The following is a 23,561-nucleotide window of genomic DNA, read 5'->3' as shown; positions in this document are numbered from 1 at the left end:
CGCCGGCAATGACTGTCAACAAGCGGCCGTTTTGGGAGAGAACGCCAACATGCTGACCTCGAAGTGGAAAACCATTGCGCTTGCGGGCGCCGCAACGCTGGCGCTGGCCGGTTGCGCCCGCGATTCCGCGCCGACGGAACTGGCGGTGCAAAGCGACGCCAATGCGATGCAGGCGGCGGAGGCGGTGGCGAACCCCGCGCGTTCCGCGCAGGACCGCGCCGATGATGACATGCGCAAGCCGGCGAATGTGCTCGCCTTTATGGGCGTCGGCCCGGGCGATCAGGTATTCGAGCTGGAGGGCGGCACCGGTTACTACACCGAGCTGCTTTCTTACATGGTCGGCCCTGACGGGCTGGTGGTGATGCAAAATCCCGAAAGCTTCGACGCCTTCGTCAAAGAGATTGTGGAGGCGCGAGTGATCGGGCGGCTCGACAATGTGCGCATTTCAAAGAGCCGGTTCGACGAACTCGACGCGCAAGACGGCGCCATGGACATCGTCACCTGGATCCTCGGGCCGCATGATCTTTATTATGCGCCGGGCGGCGAAATGCTGGGCGATGACGCGGCGGCGTTTGCGGAAATCATGCGCATCCTCAAGCCCGGCGGGACTTTTGTCGTAGTCGATCATGTGGCGGCGCCGGGATCGCCGAAAGCCATCGGCAATACGATCCACCGGATCGATCCGGCGATCATCCGCCAGCTTGCAGATGATGCGGGTTTCATCATGACCGGCGAAAGCGATGTTTTGCGCCATGACGATGACGACTATGAGGCGAATATATTCGACCCCAAAGTGCGCCGGATGACCGACCGCATTCTCTACAAATACAAAAAACCGGAATAGGCGTTTACGCGACGCGCGGCTTGCGCTGAGCGCTCGCGGTGAAAACCTTACGCGCGCTTGCGGCGCTTGGCGGCGCCAAGTCCTGCAAGACCGGTCAGCATCAGCAGCGCGCCGGCGGGCAGCGGCACTTCGGACACCGGGAGCTCGCCATCAAATAGCGGGCCGTCAATCTCGACGGTCTGGACCAGAGAGCCGACCACAACCGAGCCTTGGGTGCGGCCGCCATTGATCGTGGCGTCGGCGAGCGGCGCGAGGATCGAGGCGCCGAAGGCGGTGCTGACGGTCAGCGACGTGGCTTCATAGAAGTTGAAAATGACAGTCGGAAACGAGCCGTTGAAGTTGAAGCCATTGCCCAGCGTGATCAGGTCGCCGGCGACATTGATGACCGTGGTCAAGCCGCCGGTGTTAAAATTGAGGCTGGAGATTCCGCTGAAGAATGCGCCGTCAATGTTGAACACCGCAACGCCGTCCGGGCCTGCGACGGAATTGAACACGGCGTTCTGACCGCCGGTGATCGAGCCGCCGGAATCGGACATCGCGCCGAGCTCTGCAGAGAGCGCGAGGGCCGCGCTGGCGACCGACGCAGTGTCGATGCTGGCGCCTTCGGTGACCGCGCCGCCGCCATTATTATGGAGCGTGCCGGTGATCGATCCGCCGATTGCGGCGGCGCCGGAAAACAGGCGAACCTCGCCTTTAAGGTCGCCGCCCACCACCAGCGCGCCGCCAAGCGAGCTCGCGGTCAGGTTATCGGGATTGACGCCGTAAGGGCCGGCGCCGGTCAGGTCGCCGCCGACATAGACCGTGCCTTCGGTCTCAGAGCTTGCGGTGGCGTCGCCCAGAACGATCAGATTGTATTCGCCCATCAGTTCGGCGGCCTGCACCGGCGCGGCGCTGGCGCCTGTCTCAAGACCGAACGCCGCGAGCATGGCGGCGGAAGCGGCGGCGAGGATGCGGGATGAGGATGGGGAAATATGGATCATTTTGAGCTCTTTGAACTGGACAATCCGGTGCAATTTCACCGGCGCTTGCTGCATTGCAAAAAATCCGCCATCCGGCAAGCCTTGCAGCGCGGCATTTGCGCAAAGGTTATGGTCTTCACTGGCTGGCGCGCCGGCGATTGCAACTTCAAGGCGGTGCGGCGGCGAGGCCGCGCGCGATGCGCGAATTTTTCGGCAGGGTGTTCAGCCGCGCGGCGCGGCGGCGCGGGCGAGACGGTCATTGATCGCTTCGCCCAATCCTTCCATGGGGATCGGCGCGGCGGCGATGGTGTTGAGGCCGTGGCTTTGCGCAAGCCGGTCGAGGGCGCGCAAATGGGCGAACAGATTGGCGGCGGCCTCGGTAATGTCGCCTTTATCGCTTAAATTCAGTGCAGCAGGGCCTTCGCCAGCGATTGCGCCGAAACCGAGATAGGCTTCGCCAGGTTTCTGCTCGCGCGCATTCAGGCGCATCTTTGCATCGGGCGCGTAATGGCTGGACATCATGCCCGGCGCCTCGATTTTTCCGTGGGCGGATGAAAGCGGCGCGCCGATGACGCGCTCTATTGTCTCGCGCGCAATCCCGCCGGGTCGCAACAGCGTCGCAACATCATTTTCGACTTTCACAATCGCGGATTCAACGCCGATGGGGCAGGGGCCGCCATCAAGGATCATGTCGACGCGGGCGCCGAGGAGTCGCGCACATGTTCTGCGCGGGTCGGGCTGATGGTCCCCGAGCGATTGGCGCTGGGCGCCGCCAGCGGGCGGTCTACCGATTTGATCAGCGCTTGCGCGAGGTCATGGCGGGGCATGCGGACGCCAATGGTGTCGAGCCCGGCGGAAACCAGCAGGGAAACATCGCTGTCCTGCTTGCGCGGCAGAACGAGCGTCAGCGGGCCGGGCCAGAATGCGGCCATCAGTTTTTCCGCGAGCGGTGAAATCTCCACATTACGCGCCGCCATCTCGGGGCCCGCCACATGAATGATCAGCGGATTGAATTGCGGGCGGCCTTTGGCTTCGAAAATGCGCGCGACCGCCTTGTCATTGGTGGCGTCGGCGGCGAGGCCGTAGACGGTCTCGGTCGGCATGGCCACAAGCCCGCCATCGCGAATGATGCGGGCGGCGTCTTCAATGTTTTTGTGGTCGGGCGCGGTCATGGCGGCCCCTATAGCAGGCGGCGCGCCCTCAATCATAGAGGACGCGCCGTTTTGTCCCCCCTTAAAGCGCGCTCAGGCCTTGCGGGCTTCGAGGATGATGTTGAAGGGGGTTTGCGCCGCGACGCGCACGCTTGCAAAGCCCGCTTCTTTCAGGAGCGACGACAGGCGGCCGGGACCGGCCTGCGCGCCAAGCGCGGCTCCCACTTCCTGCGATTTCGAACAGGGCGTGCACACACATGTGGACGCCGCGTAGTAAAGCCGGCTCACCGGATTGATGTTGTCCTCGACCGCGTCGGCTGCGGCGGGCTCCACCAGCAGAACCGCACCGCCGGGCTTCAGCGCAGCATGGGCGTGGCGCGCGGCGCCGAGCGGGTCGCCCATATCATGCAGGCAATCCATATAGCAGACGAGATCATAGTCCTTGCCCGGAAAGTTTTTCGCGGTGGCGACATCGAAAGCGATATTGTCTCCGGCCTGCGCCTCGCCTCGCACGCTTGCGCGAGGTTTCTACAGAGCGAAGGTGATTGTCGAAGCCATGCACGCTTGCCTTCGGAAAGGCTTTTGCGATCAGCACCGCCGACGCGCCATAACCGCAGCCAATATCCGCGACCTTGCCGCCGGCGCGCAGTTTTTCCGCAACGCCGTCCAGCGCGCCGATCCAGTCGGCGACGAGGCTCGCTTTATAGCCGGGCTTGAACAACGCCTCAGTGCCGCAAAACAGACGCTCGTGATGGTCGGCCCAGGCGATGCCGTCGCCGGTGCGGAATGCGTTGGCGATCTTGTCTTCGTCAAACCAGAGCGAAGCCGCGACTTCCAGCGCCGGGATCAAAAACACCGGGCTGTCGGGATCGGCGAGCACGGGAATATGCGCATCGGGCAGTGCATAGGTTTGCGACGCCGGGTCATAGGTCACATAGCCGCCGGCGGTCTGGTTGTTCAGCCATTCGCGCACATAGCGTTCGGCGAGACCGGTCTTTCCGGCCAGCGACCTCGATGAAACAGGCCCGGCGCCGGCCATTGCGCGATAAAGGCCGAGCTTGTGGCCGAGGCTGGTCAGCACGCCTGACATGGCGGCGGCCACATCGCCGACGACCTGGCCGGCGAAAACTTCCGTGGGGTTCACATTGATGGTCATGGGTTTCTCCGTTTTCTGTTGTTGGTTTTTATGAATGGCAGGCAAGGACCAGCCCGCCCGCCGCGGCGGCCTGAAAGAAAGGAAGCACATGCCAGGCGACATGCAGCGCCGCGCCGAGAGCCACGAGGCCGGATGCGATTCCGGTCTTCTTCGCGATTCCGGCGAAGCGCTGCAGCCAGGGGGTGGTCCAGGAAAGGCTCGCGGACGCGCCCCGGAAAGCGGCGGGTTGTGGGATATGTGCGGCCATGTGCGGGTTCCTCCGGTTGCCTCGTTTCGATGAACCGGTCATAGGGGGCCGGAACGGAGCGGGCTGCTTCACGGATTGAAGCTTGGCGCTACAGATTTTGAAGCAACCCGCTTCCTGATCTGAAGCAGGCCCCGCATCCAGGCAGGCAAGGGAGGGAGAGACCCATGCAATACGGCCAGTTCTGCCCCATCGCGAAGGCGACGGAGTTGCTCGGCGATCGCTGGACGCTGTTGATCATCCGCGAGCTTTTGGTGGGCGGCAGGCGCTTCAATGTGCTGCAACGCGGTCTCGGCACGATTTCACCGGCGCTGCTGACCAGCCGCTTAAAATCGCTGACCGAACATGGCCTCATCGTGAAGCGGAAAATTCCCGGCCAGAAAACCTACGAATATTTTCCGACGCCCGCCTGCGAGGAATTGGGGCCGGTGCTCAAGAGCCTTGGCGACTGGGGCATGCGCTGGGCGAAAGAACATCTCGTTGACGAGGATTACGACGTCGAATTGTTGATGCTCTATCTCGAACGCACCATCGCCACAGACAAGCTGCCCGGCGATGACACGACCTTGCGTTTTGAATTTGAAGATATGCGCAAGGACCGGATCTGGTGGCTGGTGGTGCAGAAAGACAAGGTGGATGTCTGCATCAAAGATCCCGGCCGCGATGTGGATTTGTATTTTACAACAACCGTGCGCGCGATGACGGATTGCTGGCTCGGTCATCGCAGCTACAAAGACGCGATCCGCGAAGGCGATCTGAAAATCGTCGGCCCGGCGGATCTGACGCGTACGGTGAATTCATGGCTGCGCTGCGTCGATTATGCCGATGTCTGCGACGCGCCGCCGCCCGGCGATGACTAGCATTCGCGTATCGGCAAAAAAGTCGCAATTCTTCCTGGTAGAGATAATACCGACCGCGACGATGGATTTGTCGCGGTCGCCGATTAGTCGCGTAGTTTAAAACGGCGCGTCAGGGTGAGATTGAAGCTGTCTGCGCCTTGGATTGAGGTTAGAAGCAGATACGCAAAGTGAGTAGTGCTCCGTCAGGCTCCCATAGCAGTGGCGCCGGTCGCTTTGATTTCCGCTAAGGACTTAGCAAATTCGATTGTCCTGCGGATATGCTGTCTGCGCTTCCATGCTGCACGGATTTGAGATGTGAGGTATAGAATGACAAGCACTACAATTGCGAATGGTGATGCGACGAGTAGTATTCTTCCGACCGACAAAAGGCGTCCTGATTGCTGGTCGATAACCGGCCAGGCATTCTGAGCCGCAGAATACTCGGCGCTGCAGAGGTTATTGAGATCCCTGTCCATCTCTTTCAGCAGTTCGATACGGCGGTTCGTGTACGCTAAGCTGTCGGCAAAAGCCGAATCTGACCGTTGGCGGGGGTTTTCCAGTCTGTAGGAAAGCTCATTTTCGGCGAACGCTAAATCATACGAGCGCGGAATGGAAAAACCACAATAGGCCGCGCCAAGCACCAGCGCCTTTGTGTCATTTTCTTTTGGGGTGCTATTCCGGCTAAGGCCAAAATAGCTGTCGATAAGATTTTCGGAAAAGACTTTTGCATCAGAAGGATCATAAGGCTGTTCGAAGCTATATGAACACGATGAGTCCAGCTGTCGAGTTTTTGCATCGGCCTGGAGAGCCGCGAGCTTTCCATGATACACGCCGATAAGCGGGGCAGCACAAGTCTCAAACTCGCTGGCTAAAATTTCCTTTTGAATAAAAATAGTCTCAGAAATTTCCCGCCCAGCGTATTTTGAAAAAGCCGCCTTTCCGATAAACACGGCCGCAATCATCGCGGCGAACAACAGCAGCCTTAAAAGCCATCCCATGGATCTGTAGTCACGAGGCTTAGTGTTTCTTTTTACGAGGCGTGGCCACCAAGTGACTTTGTCTGTTGTTTGATTATGCACCACCACCGCCCGGCCGCGCAATTCGGCGACACCCACCGCATGACCAGCGGTGACGCCAAGCACGCCGGGTACACGAACCTCGCGTTCGCGGCCGTTGCCGCCTAACAGTTTGAGAAAGAACTGCGTCTCTTCTGAAGTGCTGGAGTAAATGGCGCCGCTCGTATGCCTTCCAGCCGGCGCATGACCACTTACATGCGTGCGCGAAATAATTTTGACCTCGCCAACGACGCGCCCGCCAAAGGATTCAACATCGTTTGTGGTTTTTTTGAATTCGCCATACCCGCCCCGTTTCAGCTCAAGAGTATTCCTCAGGGATAGGCAGTTTGCAACGGCAAGACAGATTGCACAAAGCTGCTTCTATATTGAAGGATTGGGGGGCAACAAGATACTTTCAGCGCTGATAGCCACCGCCACCCGGCGATAATGCAGCCCCCGCTTGTTTGGGCTATCGCTTTGCCGCGGCCTGTTTACCTGCATTTGCCTCTACGAAATCCGGTCGCAATGGGCCATAAGAGCGCCAACAAACGGAGCGAGCCATGACCTTCAAAACCCCCACGCGCGATATGCGCTTTATCCTCGATCATGCGGCGGGCTTTGGCGCGCTCGAACAGTCCGGCGCCTTCCCGGAATTGTCTGACGATCTGGTCGCGGCGATCATCGAGGAAATGGGAAAATTCTGCGACGGCGTGATCGCGCCCCTCAATGAGGAAAGCGACCGCAATGGCGCAACGCTTGAAAACGGGATTGTCAGAACAACCCCCGGCTTCAAGGAAGCCTATGCGCAATATGTCGAAGGCGGCTGGTCGTCGCTGGCTTTCCCCGAAGAGGCGGGCGGACAGGGCTTGCCCGCGACGCTGGCGACGATGCTGGTCGATGCGCTGAACGGCGCCTGTATGAGTTTCGCCATCGGCACGACGCTGACCACCGGCGCCGTGAAGGCGGTGCTGCATGCGGCGACGGATGAGCAAAAGAAAACCTATCTTGAAAAAATGATCACCGGCGAATGGACGGCGACCATGAATCTGACCGAGCCATCCGCCGGGTCGGATTTGTCCGCGATCCGCGCCAAGGCCGAGCCGGTCGGGGATGGTCGTTACAAGATCAGTGGGCAGAAGATTTTCATCACCTATGGCGATCACGACATGACGGACAATATTGTCCATCTGGTGCTGGCGCGCCTGCCTGACGCCCCGGCGGGGACAGGCGGCATTTCGATGTTTCTTGTGCCGAAATTTCATGTCAACGCCGATGGCTCGCTGGGTGAACGCAACGACGCCCATTGCATCAAGCTTGAAGAAAAAATGGGCCTGCATGGCTCGCCCACTTGCGTGATGGCGTTCGGCGATCGCGGCGAGTGCTACGGCACGCTGCTCGGCGCGGAGAATAAAGGCCTTAAAAACATGTTCGTGATGATGAACTCCGCGCGCCTCGATGTGGGCATGCAAGGGGTCGGCGTCGCGGAGCGCGCCTATCAGCGCGCGCTTGCCTATGCGCAGGACAGAAAACAGGGCCGCGCGCCCGGCGTAAAATCCGGCGACATGATCGCAATCTATGAACATCCCGATGTGCGCCGCATGCTCTATTCCATGAAGGCGCTGACCGACGCCTCGCGCGCGATCTGTTACGCCAACGCCGTCGCCTATGATCTGTCGCACGCCGCGCCCGACGACAAGACGCGCGCGGAAGCCAAGGCGCTGGAGGAATTGCTGACGCCGATCTCGAAAGGCTGGGCGACCGACCGCGCCAATGAAGTCGCCTCGCTTGGCGTGCAGGTGCATGGGGGCATGGGCTATATCGAGGAAACCGGCGCGGCGCAGCATTTGCGCGATGCGCGCATCGCTGCGATCTATGAAGGCACCAACGGCATTCAGGCGATGGATCTTGTGGGCCGCAAATTACAGGGCGATGGCGGCGCGGCGGCGAAAAGTTTCATCGCCGATGTTCAAAATCAGGCGACGCTGCTGAAGGCCGCCAAGCGCGAAGAGCTGCATCATATTGGCGAGCGCTTGCTTGCGGCGGCGCAGGCGCTGGCGGCGTCGACGGACTGGCTGCTGGACAAGGCGAAGACGGATCAGACGGATGTGCTGGCCGGGGCGACGCCTTATCTGAAACAATTCGGCAATGTCGCGGGCGGTCATTATCTCGGCAAAGCCGCGCTCGCCGCGGCGCTGGAGATTCACGAAGGCGGCGACAAGGATTACTGCGAAACCAAGATCGCAATGGCGCGCTTCTTCGCTGACAATTATCTCACCGAAGCGGTGGCGCTGACCGATGCGATCACCGCCGGCGCGGACGCGCTTGCGCGCCTCGATCCGGCGCAATTGAGCGCGTAAGGCGCCGGGCTTATCCGGTCTTGCCCGCAAGGGCGGTGAAAGACCGGTCCCCATGCTGCAAGACGCGGAAAAAATCGTTTTGCGGCAGACGGGCGAATATCGGCGCCAGCAGGCTGTCCGGTTGCGGGCGGCCTTTCAAGGCGAGCTTCCATCCGGCGAATGCGGTCGCGGCGAAGGCGGCGCTCAGCACGGTCATCATCAGCGACGCGTCAAACAAGCCTTCCTCGATAATATTCGGCACCCCAAGGGCCGCGTTGAAATTCTTGCCGCGCCACATCATCACCAGAAGCAAGGCGAGCCCGGCGTCGATCAGCGTCACCCCGCGCCGCGCTGCAAGCGCGATGATCAGCGGCGTCGCCAACAGGCCGAACATGAGATCGTAATGATGCAGCGGCGCGAACAGCATGGTCACGGCGATGGCGAGTATCCATAAATAGGTTTTCGCTTCCGGCCCGGCTGCGCGTTGACGTGATGCAAAGGCGAGTGCGCCGGCGGCGGCGATAAGGGCGCCATATAAAAGCCAGCCGGGAATCATCTCGCCGGTGGCGCGATAATAAAATTGCGCGGGCCCGGTCTGGTTGATCGGCAAAAGCGGTTCAAGCGCGGAGTCCGCATAGGCGCCGAGATTATGAACGAAGCCTGTAATGGTTTCGCCCACGCCGGCGATCAGCAAGGGCGGCGCCAGCAGCAATGCGCCGATCGCGCCGGCGATGGCGACGCTTGTCCAATATTTCGGATGCGCGAAGACCATGGCGGCGAACACCACGCCGAATTGCGGTTTCAATGACAGGATCAACAGGCCGATGATGATCGCGGCGCGCCGCTCGCGCGCCATGCCATGGATAATCAGCGCAACCCCGACCGAGATTAGCGGCATGGTCTGGCCAAAGGTCAGCGCAAGAGCGGTCATCTGCGAGATGGTGAGGGCGATATAGGCGGCGGCGGCGGCCATCAGCGCCAGGCGCCGGTCGTCAATCACTGCGCTCGCGACCAGCCATGACGACAGCGCGAGACAGCCAATGCTCAGGCCGGTCCACAGCGCATGCGCCTGATGATAGCCGATCAAGGACAGCGGCGCGGTCAGCGCGAACCAATGGGGCGGATAGACCCAGAAATGCCCCTGCGGCACGTCTTGCAGAAATGAGAAGTGTTTTTTGTAATAGTCTGCGAACACGCCGTCATAAGGACTGATCCCGTCGAGCCAGATCGTGCCGGACAGCCACAACAGGCGGAAATCCGATCCGTGAAAATAAGGGCGCGTCGCTTCCATGCCGTTGCGAATGGCGTAGAGCGTTCCGACCGCTGCAAACACAGCCAGCACCGCATAAGCAATCGTCAACGGTAAGCGCAACGGCGTCGCTTTTGGCATGCTGTTCTCCCCCGGAGCAAAGGCTCCGGCCCAGTTGACTATGCAGGTCAAACATCTGGCGAACAACCGCCGGCATGGCGCGGGGCGCCAGCACGCAACAATAAAGCGTGCGCATAGGCGAGCATCGCGGCGCGTTGAAAAATTCAACCACGCGCCGGCGTCATCAATTTTGATGACGCCGATTTCGCGCAAGCATGTCCCTAACAGAGAGGCGGGTGGTCTGCTGGCGCGCATAAAGCCGCCGGCCGTCATCCTTAACCTATGAAGGAGCGATCGGAGTATGAGTAAGTTAGTAACCGCTATTGGCGCAGCGGTCATGATGGCGGCGGGGGCGTTGCTTTCCCCGGCGCAGGCGGCGACGCTGAGCATCGAAGCCATTCACAAAATTTCAGGTCAGTATGACGACTTCACCACGGCGGCGGGCGCGCCCCTGCTGCTCGATCTTGAATATGATGACGATGGAATCATTTCCGCGTCCTACTCGATAGACGGTTATGTGGGCGCGTTCGATTCAGTCACCATGTCGACATTCTATTCGAGCAGCCGCACCGCCTATGGCAAATCCCCCGCCTTTGGCGTCGGCGTGTATTTCACCATCAGCGACGACGGCATTCCGTTCAACAATATCAACATCCGAAACGTGTCGTTTTTGTTTGCAGCCGAGCCCGGCGCGATTTCCCTGAGCGGGCCGCTTACCGAAGCTGCGTTGATGGCGTTTTTCGCGAGCGGCACAACTGCGCTGGCGACCGACTACACCTATTACGCCAACTATTCGGGAACCAACCGGCGATATGTCGGCGCCTTTGACGGGTTTTCTTTTCTCGACAATGACGCCGGCGATATGGATCCGGTGCTGGAAACGCCGCTGCCGGCCGCCGGTCTGCTCATGCTGGGCGGGATCGGCATGATGGGCGGCGTGTTCCGCCGCGGCGCGCGCAAAAACTGAACGCTCCGGAACCGCACATGCAAAGGGCCCTTCGGGGCCCTTTTTTTCGCGCGCGGATCCGCGGCGAAACACAGTGCCAAAACACAGCGCCAAAACGCATTGACTGTAAGTGCGAGATGAAATGGTCGGAGTGAGAGGATTCGAACCTCCGGCCCCTGCCTCCCGAAGAGTGCAACGCCTTGTATCGATCTCATTGAAATAAATATCTCGGCCAGCTTCGCTTGGTGCTCGCGAGAGGCGCGCAGGTGAAGTCCTGACGCAACGAGTTAATCGCCGTTTTGAAGGGGAAGGCGCGCGCCATCATGCGCAAGCCTTCCCGTTTCCGTTCAGCCGCTTTTGTTTAAAATCCGATGTTCAGCACAAGGCCAATCGTCCGGGGACGCGCGATATTGGCCATAGCGCCGGCGCCGGTCAGCGGGTTGGCGGCATCGGTTTGCACGGCGACAATATCGCGTTCGTCGGTGATGTTCTGGACATAGAAGTTCAGCGTGTAAGCGCCGTGGTTCAGTCCGGCTCTCAGATCGAGCGTCGCCATCTCCAAGAGCGCGAGGCCGCCGGGATTGGCGGCTGTGGGAAGAGAATAATAGGCTTGACGCTCTCCCGTATAGCGCACGCCGCCGCCGAAGCTTGCATTCCAATCGGGGGTTAGAGGCATGGTGTAATCGATGACTAGCGCCCCGGACCAATGCGGCGTATAGGGCAGGTCGTCGCCCGCTTGCGCGCCGACCGAGGCGATGGGATCGCGCGTGATGGCGTCCGTATAGCTTAGATTGGCGCCGACGCTCAGCCCGTCGGCGTTCCAGTGCGCTTCGGCTTCGACGCCTTTGCTGCGCGCGCGGCCGCCATTTATCAGGTAGTTGAACCCGGCGAGTTGCGCAGTGGTTTGGATGTCGTCCCAATCAATGAGAAAGGCCGCAACCGCCAGATCGAGACGGCGATCCAGCAGATTGGCTTTGAGGCCCGCTTCATAATTCATGAGCGAGTCTGAGCCATAGGCGGGGTTCACGATACCGGTGCCGCCCGGCGGTACGAGATTGGTTCCGCCCGGCCTGAAGCCGCTGGCGACGCGCGCGTAGATGTTAAGCTCCGGTGTGATCCGGTATTGGGGCGAGACAGCGAATGTCGCCGCGTTCTCTTTCGAAGTTCCCGAAAAGGTCGAGCCTGCCAGCGCGCCGAACAGAGCCCCGTCAATGATCTGCCGGAATTCCTGTTCATTGTGGCTGAAGCGCCCGCCGACTTGCAGGCTAAAGCGACCGGAAAGATCGAAGGTGGCGTTGGCGAATGCGGCGATCTCTTCATATTTGCTGTCGATTGATGCGGCGAGGAGAGGGTTGATGGGGGCCGGCGCCGGTTCGCCGGGCGCCAGGAATGCGATGGCGCCGTTGAAGTTGGTCACGTCCTCATTGGTGTAAAATGCGCCGACGACATAATCGACAAGCCCATCGCCAGATGACACCAGACGCACTTCCTGCGTGAATTTCTTGAGATCGTTCTCGAATGGCAGCGATACGGCCGGGACCATGAGGAGGGGGCCGAAGAGATCGGTGACGTCAGACGATATGCTGGTTTTCTGGCGGCCGAAGCTCGTCGCCGACACAAGATCTGCAAAGCCGAGTTTTAAGTTCAGCGTAAGGGCGTGCAGTTGGTAATCGGTGTTTATGAATTCATCGGTCGCGCGGGTCTGGTTGTATTCGCCAGTGGTCGGCTCCAGACCGGGTGAGAAAACGGTTTCAGATGCAAAGCCGTCTGTCTCGCGCCGCTGGAAAAGGCTTGACCATGATGCTGAGAAGTCCGGCGCAGGCTCCCACAAAAGGGCCGCGCGCCCGCCCCAGTTCGTGGACTTGTTTATGTTGTCGCGTCCGGCGGCGACATTGTCGATGTAACCCGGATCCTCAGTATAAAAACCGCTCAGGCGGAAGCCCAGAGTTTCGTCCAGCAATGGCGTGCTGTATGCGCCGCGCGCCAGATAGCCGACATCGCCATGCTCGACAGTGGAGACGCCAAGCTGGACTGCGCCGCCGCTCTCGGTAAGGCTCGGTTGTTCAAGAACGTAGCGGACGACGCCGCCAAGGGCGTTTGCGCCGTACAGCGTGCCTTGCGGCCCGCGAAGCACTTCGATCCGGGCGATGTCGAGAAGATCCGGGTCAGGCGTCAGGCGATTGCCTAAAGCCGTCGCCGTGCTTGAATTGGTGGGCGCATCATCGAAATAGGAGCCCACGGTCGCCGAGAGCTGGTTCACGCCGGTGGTGACGCCGCGAATCTGCAATTGGGTGTAGCCCGGCGCAATAGCAATTGTGGAAAGCCCCGGCACATAGGCCTGATAGTCCTCAAGGCGAAGGGCCCCCCGGTCCTGCAAGTCATCGCTTCGCAAAGCCGTGACCGACAGCGGTATGTCGGTCAGGCGCTCCCCCGCTTTTGCGCCGTTACGATGATCTCGTCATCCGGAAACGGCGATTCTTGAGCGATGGCGGGCATAGTGAAGACGGTGACGCCAATAAGCGCCCAGCGCGAAGCCGCGTTCTTTCTGTGATTTTTTTGAAGCATCCCCTCATTCTCCTCTTGCGACACTACTGAAATCGATTTAAAAAAAGCATGCGCTCGTTTTTTATATGCGTCAAGCCGAATTTGCTATGCCGGTTGGCGGTGGCGATCGAGTGAGTGGAGAGAGGAATGCCGAAGCGCGATCAGGAATATATGGAATCGCAACGCGATCTAATCGCGCAATCTGCGCTGGAGTGCATGCTGGAAAAGGGAGTCAGCGCAACTTCCACGCGCGATGTTTGCGAGCGGGCCGGAGTCAGCATGGGTGCGCTTTACGTGCATTTCAAAACTCGTGACGAACTGGTCGTCGCGGCTTGCACTTTCGATCCGCTCCGCTCGCCTGAGCCGGCTGAAAGTTGGTCGCAATATACCGGATTGTCGCGCGCTTATCTGACATCGCTGCTTGGTGATGACCGTCGCCGCAGGCGCATGCGCGTGTCGTTGGAGTTTACCGCCTCTCAACTCATGAACGCGGAAAATCCGCCGGGCTCCAAGGAAGCCTACGATTTGACGTATGATTATTTCGAGAAAAGCCTGCAAGCAATCTGCGCTAAGGGAGAGATCACGCTCCCGCTCGGGCTTGAGCAGACCGCCCGGATCCACTGTCAAATGGAGGCCGGCGCCGCATATATAATTTTGGTGGATAAAGAAGCCGACCCGGTCCTGCATGCAGAGACGCTGGCCGCCGGATTAGCGATCAGCGCCGGCTATGTGGGCGATGCCAGCGGAGCCGACTAAATTCAGTAGGCGAAGTATATCTCATGGAGAGAAGATGAGCCTTTTAACGTCAGCCGCAGTCGAGCAATTCGAATTGCCCCACCCGAATGGACAGGGCAACCTGGCGGTCAGCATTGCGCGCCCCGACAATTTCAGCGCAGATGAAGAGACGCCGGTAATCTACGTTACCGACGGCGATATGTTGTTCAGCCTTGTCGCCGAAACGGCGCGTTATCGCGGCTATGGCGGGTTGTCACAGCCGGTGGTCGTAGCTGTCGGCTACGGTCTTCCGTTTCTGGAATTCGCCCAAAGGCGAACGCCGGACCTGACGCCGCCGCAAAGTCTGGAGGCGGTCAAGGTGGCGGCGTCGATGGCTGGCTTGATCGGAGACCAAAGCGGCGGCGCGGACGCTTTTCTGGCTTTTCTGGCTGGTCCGTTGACCGATGAGGTGACGCGCCGCTGTCCGCAGGCGGCGAGGGGCGCGCGGATGCTCTTCGGCCACTCTTTGGGCGGACTGTTCGTAATGCATGCTTTGCTGACGCGTCCCGACGCTTTTGACGTCTTTCTGGCCAGCAGTCCCGCTTTGTGGTGGGACGATTTCGCAGTCATGCGCCAGTTGCCGGCGTTCAAGGAAATGCTCGGCGGGCTGGCCAAACAGCCGCGCGTGTTCGTCAGCGTCGGCGGAACGGAGCAGGAGCCGCCGACAGAGGCGGCGGCCGGAATGAACCTGGCCGATATGCAAGCGCTCGTTGCGCGGTCGCGAATGGTCGATGCGGCTCGTGAAATTTCTGAGGAGCTTCGCAATACCGGTCTGTATGAACTCGAACATGTTGTGTTCGAGGGGGAGGGACACGGCTCGGTGATTCCTTCGGCGATCGCACGCGGTCTCGGGTTTGCGCTCGGCGGCTGGTAACTGTCTGTTGCATAAGAAAAGGTGATCGTCATGTCGGAGTCAGAAGATGCGCTGCGTGAGATTTGCGGGCGGTATTGGGAGTTTCAGTGCCGTGAATTTCCGCTGGTCGCTTTCTTCGCTGGCGCGCAAATGCCCGATGACGCGTTTTTGCGTGAGAGCCCGAAAGATCACGAGCGGCGGGCCGAATGGGCGCGTGAATCTTTGCGTGAACTTGACCGGTTAGACGTTGCAGAGCTCGACGATCAGAGCCGCGCCACCAATGCCTTGCTACGGCGCGAGCTTGGTAATTTCATACGCATGGTTGAGGTCAAGGCGCATCTGCGCCCGACCCTGTTTCCAGCCGGGCCTGAATTCATGTTTGAGTATTGGGCTGGCGCCATATCGCTCAACGCAGCCAAGGATGCAGAGCGATATGTCGAGAGACTGAAGTTAATAGCGCCCGGACTGGCTGGCGTTCGGGAGTCGCTGGAGGCGGGGCTGGAGCAGGGGCTGTCTTATCCGCGGCTCACAACCAAACGGGCGTCCGACAACATCAATGCGCTCGCCGTCCGCCCCGTTGAGGAGAGCGCCTATTACGGACCCTTTGCGCGAGCGGCCGGGCGCTATAAGGAGCTGGCGGAACAAGCCCGCCGCCTCATTGCGGATAGCGTGCTGCCGGCCTTGAGAGAATATGCGGACTTCATAGGCGGCCGTCTTCATGAGGGCGGTCGCGACAGCATTGCGTGTACGGATGATGTCTCAGGTGAGGCGTATTATGGTTTTCTCATTGAGTCGCATACCACGCTAACGCATACGGCGTCTGAAATTCATGAAATTGGGTTTGCGGAAGTTGAACGCATTACGTCGGAGATGCGGGCGGTCGCTGCTGCGGCCGGATATGAGGATGATCTTGAAGGCTATCGCCGCCGCATCACGTCAGATAAAACAATGGTGGCCGACAGCGCCGAGGCGTTGCGCGAACAGATTGAAATTCTGTCCAAGCGCATTGACGCGAAGATACCGGATTTTTTTGGCCGCGTGCCACGCGCCACCTATGGTGTGCGCAGCATTCCGGCCGCTGTTTCGGAAAGCATGCCGCCAGCCTATGCGCAGCCCAATCCGGCCGACAAGTCAGCCGCCGGGGTGCATTGGGTGACATCCACGCCGTCAAAGCTGCCGTCATATCTTTACACCGCGATAGCGCTGCATGAGGCGTGGCCGGGCCATCTGATGCATGTCGCGCTTATGCAGGAGATGGAAAGCCTGCCTGCATTCAGGCGGCATGGCGCGCTCAAATACACGGCCTGTCTGGAAGGTTGGGCGTTATATTGTGAACGGCTTGGCGAAGAGATGGGGCTCTATGACAGCAACGAGAAGCGTTATGGCCGGTTAGACACGGAGATGTGGCGGGCGTGTCGCCTGGTGGTGGACACCGGAATTCACGCGAAAGGGTGGAGCCGGCGACAGGCCATAGACTTTATGTCCGACAAGTTGGCGATCCCGCTTCCAACGATCGAAGCCGAGGTTGACCGGTATATTTCTTTTCCGGCTCAGGCTCTGAGTTATCAGCTTGGCAATTTGAAGTTTTGTGAGTTGAGATCGCGCGCCGAACAATCTCTTGGCGATCGCTTTGATCTGCGCAGCTTCCACGACTCCTTGATGGCTGCGGGGCCTGTCACTTTGCCAGTTCTGGACGACCTGACGAAAATTTGGGAGCGGGAATATGCCGCCGGCTGATATGAGACGCGCAGGAAAAGGAACCAGCCGTGAATGAGGCGGGCGATAGCCAGCCTGCTCATGCGTTTGCGCGGTTATGGTTGCGGCCATGATTGGCGGCGCAAACCTGGCGCAGGTCTTTAATATTGCAGAGATGGGGCGGTTGGCGGACCGTGCATTGCCGCTGGCGCTGCGCGATTATCTGCAAGGCGGCGCCGACGATGAATGGACGCTCCGCCGCAATTCCGAGGCGTTTAACGACTGGGTGCTGGCGCAGCATACGCTGGTCGATGTTAGCGCAGTCGATACCAGCGCTGAACTTTGGGATTCCCTTCATCCCTGCCGCTGATGTTGTCGCCGACCGGTATGTCTCAATTGTTTCATGCGTCGGGCGAGCGCGCTGTCGCCCGCGCGGCGAAAGCGGCGCAGACGCCATACGGATTATCGACGATGGCGACCGCCTCGATCGAGACGGTCGCAGAGACGGGAGCGATGCGCTACTTCCAGCTTTATCTTTTTCGGGACCGGGGATTGACCAAGGCGTTGCTGGAGCGCGCGGCGGAAAGCGGATATGGCGCGCTGTGCCTCACGACCGATACGGCGGTTGCTGGAAATCGCGAGCGCGATCTGCGCAGCGGCATGGTGATGCCCCCGCGTTTCGCACTGGGCAGCATGCTCAGTTTTGCGGCTCACCCGCGCTGGCTCATGGGGGCGCTGCGCAACCCTTCGTTCAAGCTCGCCAATATTGTCGACTATGTCGGCGACCTCAATCGGGGCGGCGTCAGTGTCATCGACTATGTCAATAATCAGTTCGACTGGACTGCAAACTGGAAGGATCTGGAGTGGCTGCGCAGCCAGTGGACCGGAAAGCTGGCGGTAAAGGGCGTTTCGGCGCCTGACGATTGTTTAAAGGCGGTTGAGTGCGGGGCGGACGCTGTCATGGTGTCGAACCATGGCGGGCGGCAATTGGACGGCGTCGGCGCCCCTATCGACTATCTGCCCTCGATACGCGATTGCATCCAGGAGCGGGCGCAACTCATCGTCGATGGGGGCGTGCGGCGCGGGACCCATGTGTTAAAGGCGATCGCGCTCGGCGCTGACGGGTGCTCGATTGGCCGGCCATATCTGTACGGCCTGGCGGCGGGAGGAGAGGCGGGCGTGGCGCGCGTTCTGTCGATTTTTCGTTCTGAAATCGAACGCGGCATGGCGCTTATGGGCCGCGCGCGGATTGGCGATATCACCGCCTCTGACATCGACTATCTTGCCCGTGTCAAACAAGCGGGAAATTGGGAAAAAGGAAATGCCGGTAAGGGGCGTTGAACCGGCAGGGAATTAAAAGCCGGGCAAAATAATGTGCGCGCAGATGCTGGGCTGGCCGGTGTTGGGTGGCCGGCCAAAATGACCGCGTGGGGCGTTGATGATTTTGTCATGAAGCGCCGCCTATTGCTTTGGGCGCCCGGACTGCGCGCCGCCCTCATGGCGAGGGTGCTTGAAACAAGTATCCCGATGGGATTCTGCCCCCCATTTTTCCGGCTTAAAGTGCGGAATTGTTTCAGAAATCGCCGTCGTTTTGTGTTGCTCTCATAAATACAGTAGTGTATTAAAAGCCCCCTTCATAGGAGTCTGGAAACTTGACGCGACATTATTCGGCCCTCTCGCTGCTGCGGGAAGGGTTCAATAAACAGAAAGGATGGGAGCCGGCTTGGCGCGACCCCGAGCCCAAAGCTGAATACGACGCCGTTATCATCGGTGGCGGCGGGCACGGCCTTGCGGCGGCTTATTACCTCGCAAAGGAACACGGGCTGACAAACATCGCCGTGCTTGAAAAGGGCTGGATCGGAGGCGGCAACACAGGGCGCAACACGACTGTTATTCGGTCCAATTACTTTTTCCTCAGTCAGCGTCATTTTACGATTTTTCACTCAAGCTTTATGAAGGCCTCACCAAGGATCTGAACTACAACATCATGTTCTCGCAGCGCGGCATGTGGACTCTCGCGCATGACCGTCACAGCGTTGAGTTGTTGCAACGGGCGGTGAACGCGATGCTGCTGAACGGCGTCGATGCGCAATTGTGCGACGCCGGGGAAGTCAGGAAGCGCATTCCCATTCTCAGCGATGCGCCGCGCTTTCCGGTAATGGCCGGGCTTTTGCAAAAACGCGGCGGCGTTGCGCGCCATGATGCGGTGGCGTGGGGTTATGCGCGGGCGGCAAGTGCGCGCGGAGTCGATATTATCCAGAACTGCGAAGTGACGGGCTTCGACATTGAAGACGGTCGCGTCACCGGCGTCAGAACCAGCCGCGGCGACATCAAGACGAACAAGGTTGCGCTCGCCGTCGCCGGACACACCTCCGTTCTGGCGGAAAAAGCGGGCTTTCGCCTGCCGATTATTTCATATGCGCTTCAGGCATGCGTGTCCGAACCGGTTAAGCCGGTGCTCGACACGGTTCTCCTGTCCATGGGGCTTGGAGTTTATCTCAGCCAGTCGGATAAGGGCGAGCTTGTCATGGGCTCGGAGCTGGATCTTTACCCGTCTTATGCGCAGCGCGGAGATCTGCCGGTAATGAAAAGCACGGCGACGAGTGTTCTAGAGTTGTTTCCCCGGTTTTCGCGCATGCGCATTTTGCGGCAATGGGCCGGCGTCGTTGATGTAATGCATGATTCAACCCCGGTGGTCGGGCTGTCGCCGGTTCGAGGGCTTTATCTCAATTGCGGCTGGGGCACGGGCGGTTTCAAGGCCATTCCGGGAGCGGGTTTTTGTTATGCGCATACGATTGCAAGGGATGAGCCGCATCCTTTGACGGCGGCATTCAGTTTGAAACGGTTTGAAACGGGCGCGCTCATAGACGAAGCGGCCGGCGCCGGCATCGCGCATTAGAGGGCGGATATGCTTCAAATAACATGTCCACATTGCGGCCCGCGAGCCGAGGTCGAGTTTCGCTGCGGCGGAGAAGGGCATATCGTGCGGCCCGAGCCTTATAACGAGGTTTCCGAAAGGCAGTGGGCGGAATATCTCTATTACCGCCAGAACCCGAAAGGCGTTCACTATGAACGCTGGATGCACAAACATGGCTGCCGCCAGTGGTTCAATGTCGCGCGCAGCACGGTCACCCATGAAATTCTGGCTGTCTACGGCATGGATGAAACGCCGCCGCAACTAGAAGGGGCGGAATAACAATGAGCGGATTTAGGCTAAAAACCGGGGGGCGGATAGATCGCCGCAAGGCCCTGCGTTTCTCTTTTGAGGGCGCGCCTTATGAGGGGTATGAAGGCGACACGCTTGCCTCTGCTTTGCTGGCGAATGGGGTCGGCGTTGTCGGGCGCAGCTTTAAATATCATCGCCCGCGCGGGCTTCTCGCCGCTGGGCTGGATGAGCCAAATGCGCTGGTTCAACTTGACAGGGGCGGATTTGCACGTCCGAACGCGAAAGCGCCGGTTGTGGAGCTGTATGACGGCATGGAGGCGCAGCCGGTGAATGCCTGGCCGAGCCTCGCCTTCGATCTTTTGTCGGTCAACTCTCTTTTGTCCCGTTTTATACCCGCCGCCTTTTACTACAAGACATTCATGTGGCCTGACTGGCGCTTGTTTGAGCCGGCCATTCGCAGCTCCGCCGGCCTTGGCGTTTGCCCGGACGCGCCCGACGCGGATGAATATGATGCGCGTTATGAGTCCTGTGATGTGCTGATTATCGGCGGCGGTGTTGTGGGATTGCAGGCGGCTCAGGCGGCGTCGCGTTCCGGCGCGCGGGTGATGCTGGTGGAAAGCGATCCCTTATGGGGCGGCTCGCTGCTTTGGCGCGATGAGCGGATCGACGGCGAGCCGGGCGCGGCATGGATTGACGGCGTTGTCGGCGAACTCAAGGCGGCGCCGGAAACGACCTTGCTAAACCGGACGATGGCTTTTGGCTTCTACGACCACGGACTTGTGGGATTGTGCGAACGTCTGACCGATCATTTGCCGCGGGAACAGCGGCGCGGCCCGCGTATGCGCATGTGGAATGTGCGCGCGCGGCGCGTCATTCTGGCGACCGGCGCCCTTGAACGCCCGCTTGTCTTTCCCAATAACGACCGGCCGGGCGTTATGCTTGCGGGCGCTGGCGCGGCCTATGCCGGACGATACGCTGCTGCGCCGGGCCAGAATGTGCTTTTCGCCGTCAATAATGACAGCGGATATGAAAACGCAGCTTTGTTGCATCGCCTTGGCGTGAATGTTGTCGCCATTGCCGATGCCCGTCAAAGCGCTTCCGAGCATGCGCGCATGGCGGCGCATGTTCAAAATATTCCCGTCTTTGCGCAGACGGCGGTCACCAATGCGGCGGGGGCGAAAGGCGTCCGGCAGGCGGAATTGCATGCAATCGATGAACGCGCGCGCGCGGTAAAGGGAAGCCGCCGCCTGGTCGAGTGCGATGCAGTTCTCTCCTCCGGCGGTTGGTCGCCCGCGGTTCACCTTTATTCACAGGCGGGCGGCAAGCTGAAATTCGATGACGCGCTTCAGGCTTTCGTCCCGCGCGAATGCGGGCAGAATGTCGTTTGCATCGGCGCTGCGGCGGGGGAGTTTTCACTCGCGAAAAGCCTTGCCGATGCGGCGCGCGAAGGCGCGAACGCTGCCCGCGATTGCGGCTTTAATGCGCCGGATTTGCTTGTGCCGGAAGTCAATAAGAGCGAGGCAGGCGCGGTCCGGCCGCTTTGGCGGGTCGACATGTCGGGGATTGAGCCCCGGCGCCGTGGAAAATCCTGGGTGGATTTTCAGAATGACGTAACGGCGGAAGACGTTGGCCTCGCCATTCGCGAAAATTTCAAGTCTGTAGAGCATGTCAAACGATATACGACGCTCGGCATGGCCTCCGATCAGGGCAAGACATCCAATGTCAACGGCATCGGCGTCATGGAGAGCGAGCTCGGCAAGCCGATGGCGCAAGTCGGGACGACAACTTTCCGGCCGCCCTACGATCCTGTCGAAATGGGCGCCTTTGCAGGGCGTCGCGTCGGTGAAAATTTATTGCCGTTGCGTTTGCTCGCCGCTGAGCAGCACCATCAGAAACTTGGCGCGCATTTTGAAGATTACGGCCGGTGGCGCAGACCGGCCTACTATGCGCGCAATGGCGAGACGGAAAGCGCGGCCATTCGGCGGGAAGCCCTGAGCGTGCGCAATGGCGTCGGGCTTTTTGAGGCTTCGCCGCTTGGCAAGATTGAAGTCTTCGGCCGCGATGCGGCGATCTTCCTGAACCGGTTTTATGTGAACAACATGAAAACACTAAAACCGAACCGTTGCCGCTACGGCCTTATGCTGAACGAATATGGCGTCGTGATTGATGACGGCGTTCTGGCTTGCCTCGCGCCAAATCATTATCTCGTGGGGACTACGAGCGGCGGCGTCGAGCATATAACCGAGCAGATGAACGAATGGCTGCAATGCGAGTGGCGCAATCTCGATGTCGTTGTGGAGAATGTGACAACCGCTTGGGCCGTGATGAATGTGAACGGGCCGCATGCGCGGGACTTGCTTCAGAAATTCGACAGCACGATTGATTTCTCATCTGAGGCGTTTGCGCATATGCATATGCGCGAAGGCAAATTTGAGGGCGTTGAGTGCCGCGTTCAGCGTGTGAGTTTTTCCGGCGAGCTTTCTTACGAGCTTGCCGTGCCATGGGGGTATGGCGCTTCGCTCTGGAATGCGCTTCTCGACGCCGGGAAAGAATTCGACATTCAACCTTTCGGCATTGAAACGCTGATGGCGCTCCGTATCGAAAAAGGCTTCCTGCATGTCGGGTCCGATACGGACGGCACGACCTTGCCCCAGGATATCGGCTTCAAAGAAGTGATCGCCCGCAAGGCTGACGACTTTATCGGCCGGCGCTCCACCATGACGCAGGAAGGGCTGCGTGAAGATCGCCGGCATTTTGTCGGCATAGAATGCGTAGACAGCGACAAGCGTCCGCTCGCCATTGGCGCGCATATTCTTCCGCTTGAAGCCGATCCGCCGGCATTGACGCAAGGCTGGGTTACGTCGAGTGTTTTTTCCGCAACGCTTGACATGCCATTGGCGTTGGCGGTGATTGAAAACGGGCGCCGCCGGCTCGGAGAGCAGGTGAAAGTCTGGGATCGCGGCGTTTCACGCCGGGCGCGCATTACCGACCCGTGCGTTTATGACAAGGAAGGAGCGCGCGTGAATGGCTAGACTAGAACGAAAACCGCCGCCGCTGGGGCGCGTCTTGTCGACGCCGCCAGTTTTCATCGACAATGTGAACTTGCGTCAGGAAACCTTTCTTGGCGTCGCCAAGATTTTCGTCAAAGGCGACGCGCCTTCTCTCATGAGCGAATTGAAAACGATTTTTGGTTCGCCATTTCCAAAGACGCCCAATTCGTTTGCCTCCGCCGACGGTGTCGATCTGGCTTGGTTGGCGCCGGGCGAATGGCTGTTGCTTGGCGAGGAAGCCAATCTTGATCAGAAATGCGCGGCGGTGCGTGAGAATGCGAAGGCGCAAGGCGGATTGTTGTTATCGCTGACCCATGCGAACACAGCGTTCCAGCTTTCCCAGCCCATCGCGCGCGATGTTTTGGCTGCGCTTTGCCCGCTTGACCTGCATCCCCGCAATTTCTCGGCCGGGCAATGCGCGCAATCCTTGCTGGGAGAAATTCGCGTTTTCATTCAGCAATGCAATGAAGCCCCGACATATCGCGTGATCGTCGATCAGCCTTATGCCGCCTATGCGTGGCGCATGTTGAGCAGTGCGTGCGAAGCGCTTCAGGTAAACAAAAAAACAGGAGCTTAAGTG

At 59.7% G+C, this 23,561-nt stretch carries 15 protein-coding genes and 4 pseudogenes; 12 read left to right on the top strand and 7 right to left on the bottom strand.

The window, feature by feature from the left end:
* The first annotated feature begins 49 nt into the window (after window positions 1–49).
* Window positions 50–844: a class I SAM-dependent methyltransferase gene (locus AC0L8G_RS19495; RefSeq protein WP_473385839.1), complete on the top strand. Its 795-nt coding sequence runs from the start codon at window positions 50–52 to the stop codon at window positions 842–844.
* 47 nt (window positions 845–891) lie between these two features.
* Here the strand turns inward: AC0L8G_RS19495 and AC0L8G_RS19490 are convergent, their stop codons facing one another.
* From AC0L8G_RS19490 to AC0L8G_RS19475, 4 genes and pseudogenes are all read right to left on the bottom strand, one after another.
* Entirely contained in the window at window positions 892–1,824 is a 933-nt protein-coding gene (locus AC0L8G_RS19490) for a collagen-binding domain-containing protein (RefSeq protein WP_473385838.1), read from the bottom strand.
* A 201-nt stretch (window positions 1,825–2,025) separates the two neighbouring features.
* Window positions 2,026–2,975 (bottom strand): annotated as a pseudogene (locus tag AC0L8G_RS19485) (L-threonylcarbamoyladenylate synthase).
* A 72-nt stretch (window positions 2,976–3,047) separates the two neighbouring features.
* Window positions 3,048–4,110 (bottom strand): annotated as a pseudogene (locus AC0L8G_RS19480) (class I SAM-dependent methyltransferase).
* A 28-nt stretch (window positions 4,111–4,138) separates the two neighbouring features.
* Complete coding sequence (locus tag AC0L8G_RS19475; protein ID WP_473385837.1) at window positions 4,139–4,357, bottom strand: hypothetical protein; 219 nt, start codon at window positions 4,355–4,357, stop codon at window positions 4,139–4,141.
* Between the two features lie 164 nt (window positions 4,358–4,521).
* Between AC0L8G_RS19475 and AC0L8G_RS19470 the strand changes: the two genes are divergently transcribed.
* On the top strand, window positions 4,522–5,214 hold the full coding sequence (locus AC0L8G_RS19470; RefSeq protein ID WP_473385836.1) for a winged helix-turn-helix transcriptional regulator: 693 nt from the start codon (window positions 4,522–4,524) through the stop codon (window positions 5,212–5,214).
* Between the two features lie 182 nt (window positions 5,215–5,396).
* On the opposite strand, the gene AC0L8G_RS19465 is transcribed toward AC0L8G_RS19470, so the two are convergent.
* Complete coding sequence (locus AC0L8G_RS19465; RefSeq protein ID WP_473385835.1) at window positions 5,397–6,335, bottom strand: hypothetical protein; 939 nt, start codon at window positions 6,333–6,335, stop codon at window positions 5,397–5,399.
* A gap of 473 nt (window positions 6,336–6,808) precedes the next feature.
* On the opposite strand from AC0L8G_RS19465, the gene AC0L8G_RS19460 reads away from it, so the two are divergent.
* Window positions 6,809–8,605, top strand: coding sequence for an acyl-CoA dehydrogenase (locus tag AC0L8G_RS19460; RefSeq protein WP_473385834.1), 1,797 nt, complete (start codon window positions 6,809–6,811; stop codon window positions 8,603–8,605).
* A 10-nt stretch (window positions 8,606–8,615) separates the two neighbouring features.
* On the opposite strand, the gene AC0L8G_RS19455 is transcribed toward AC0L8G_RS19460, so the two are convergent.
* A complete protein-coding gene (locus AC0L8G_RS19455) occupies window positions 8,616–9,974 on the bottom strand; it encodes a glycosyltransferase family 87 protein (RefSeq protein WP_473385833.1) in 1,359 nt (452 codons plus the stop codon).
* 280 nt (window positions 9,975–10,254) lie between these two features.
* Here AC0L8G_RS19455 and AC0L8G_RS19450 point away from each other — a divergent pair, with 280 nt between their 5' ends.
* Window positions 10,255–10,920, top strand: coding sequence for a hypothetical protein (locus AC0L8G_RS19450; RefSeq protein WP_473385832.1), 666 nt, complete (start codon window positions 10,255–10,257; stop codon window positions 10,918–10,920).
* Between the two features lie 340 nt (window positions 10,921–11,260).
* Here AC0L8G_RS19450 and AC0L8G_RS19445 read toward each other — a convergent pair whose 3' ends face one another.
* Entirely contained in the window at window positions 11,261–13,276 is a 2,016-nt protein-coding gene (locus AC0L8G_RS19445) for a TonB-dependent receptor (protein WP_473385831.1), read from the bottom strand.
* Between the two features lie 383 nt (window positions 13,277–13,659).
* On the opposite strand from AC0L8G_RS19445, the gene AC0L8G_RS19440 reads away from it, so the two are divergent.
* The 8 genes and pseudogenes from AC0L8G_RS19440 (at window position 13,660) to AC0L8G_RS19405 (ending at window position 23,558) form a co-directional block, all read left to right on the top strand.
* The gene (locus AC0L8G_RS19440; protein ID WP_473385830.1) at window positions 13,660–14,199 is read left to right on the top strand and encodes a TetR/AcrR family transcriptional regulator; all 540 of its coding nucleotides are present in this window, start codon (window positions 13,660–13,662) and stop codon (window positions 14,197–14,199) included.
* Between the two features lie 34 nt (window positions 14,200–14,233).
* Entirely contained in the window at window positions 14,234–15,091 is an 858-nt protein-coding gene (locus tag AC0L8G_RS19435) for an alpha/beta hydrolase (RefSeq protein ID WP_473385829.1), read from the top strand.
* A 30-nt stretch (window positions 15,092–15,121) separates the two neighbouring features.
* Window positions 15,122–16,807, top strand: coding sequence for a DUF885 domain-containing protein (locus AC0L8G_RS19430; protein WP_473385828.1), 1,686 nt, complete (start codon window positions 15,122–15,124; stop codon window positions 16,805–16,807).
* A gap of 76 nt (window positions 16,808–16,883) precedes the next feature.
* Window positions 16,884–18,106 (top strand): annotated as a pseudogene (locus AC0L8G_RS19425) (alpha-hydroxy acid oxidase).
* Window positions 18,107–18,417: 311 nt separating this feature from the next.
* Window positions 18,418–19,664 (top strand): annotated as a pseudogene (locus tag AC0L8G_RS19420) (sarcosine oxidase subunit beta family protein).
* A 9-nt stretch (window positions 19,665–19,673) separates the two neighbouring features.
* Window positions 19,674–19,961 (top strand): sarcosine oxidase subunit delta, encoded by a 288-nt coding sequence (locus tag AC0L8G_RS19415; protein ID WP_473385827.1) that lies wholly within the window; start codon window positions 19,674–19,676, stop codon window positions 19,959–19,961.
* Window positions 19,962–19,963: 2 nt separating this feature from the next.
* Window positions 19,964–22,963, top strand: coding sequence for a sarcosine oxidase subunit alpha family protein (locus AC0L8G_RS19410; protein WP_473385826.1), 3,000 nt, complete (start codon window positions 19,964–19,966; stop codon window positions 22,961–22,963).
* Window positions 22,956–23,558: a sarcosine oxidase subunit gamma gene (locus AC0L8G_RS19405; protein ID WP_473385825.1), complete on the top strand. Its 603-nt coding sequence runs from the start codon at window positions 22,956–22,958 to the stop codon at window positions 23,556–23,558. The genes AC0L8G_RS19410 and AC0L8G_RS19405 overlap by 8 nt, the downstream gene beginning before the upstream one ends.
* Window positions 23,559–23,561: the final 3 nt, after the last annotated feature.

The organism is Hyphococcus sp. D3-15 (assembly GCF_055809375.1).
Note: the sequence above shows the minus strand (reverse complement) of the source record. Positions and strands in the feature narration are given on the sequence as shown.

Excerpts from the sequence above, each read along its gene's own strand:
- AC0L8G_RS19495 (WP_473385839.1), top strand. The coding sequence starts at position 50 with ATGCTGACCTCGAAGTGGAAAACCATTGCGCTTGCGGGCGCCGCAACG.
- AC0L8G_RS19490 (WP_473385838.1), bottom strand. The coding sequence starts at position 1,824 with ATGATCCATATTTCCCCATCCTCATCCCGCATCCTCGCCGCCGCTTCC.
- AC0L8G_RS19475 (WP_473385837.1), bottom strand. The coding sequence starts at position 4,357 with ATGGCCGCACATATCCCACAACCCGCCGCTTTCCGGGGCGCGTCCGCG.
- AC0L8G_RS19470 (WP_473385836.1), top strand. The coding sequence starts at position 4,522 with ATGCAATACGGCCAGTTCTGCCCCATCGCGAAGGCGACGGAGTTGCTC.
- AC0L8G_RS19460 (WP_473385834.1), top strand. The coding sequence starts at position 6,809 with ATGACCTTCAAAACCCCCACGCGCGATATGCGCTTTATCCTCGATCAT.
- AC0L8G_RS19455 (WP_473385833.1), bottom strand. The coding sequence starts at position 9,974 with ATGCCAAAAGCGACGCCGTTGCGCTTACCGTTGACGATTGCTTATGCG.
- AC0L8G_RS19450 (WP_473385832.1), top strand. The coding sequence starts at position 10,255 with ATGAGTAAGTTAGTAACCGCTATTGGCGCAGCGGTCATGATGGCGGCG.
- AC0L8G_RS19440 (WP_473385830.1), top strand. The coding sequence starts at position 13,660 with ATGCTGGAAAAGGGAGTCAGCGCAACTTCCACGCGCGATGTTTGCGAG.
- AC0L8G_RS19435 (WP_473385829.1), top strand. The coding sequence starts at position 14,234 with ATGAGCCTTTTAACGTCAGCCGCAGTCGAGCAATTCGAATTGCCCCAC.
- AC0L8G_RS19430 (WP_473385828.1), top strand. The coding sequence starts at position 15,122 with ATGTCGGAGTCAGAAGATGCGCTGCGTGAGATTTGCGGGCGGTATTGG.
- AC0L8G_RS19415 (WP_473385827.1), top strand. The coding sequence starts at position 19,674 with ATGCTTCAAATAACATGTCCACATTGCGGCCCGCGAGCCGAGGTCGAG.
- AC0L8G_RS19410 (WP_473385826.1), top strand. The coding sequence starts at position 19,964 with ATGAGCGGATTTAGGCTAAAAACCGGGGGGCGGATAGATCGCCGCAAG.
- AC0L8G_RS19405 (WP_473385825.1), top strand. The coding sequence starts at position 22,956 with ATGGCTAGACTAGAACGAAAACCGCCGCCGCTGGGGCGCGTCTTGTCG.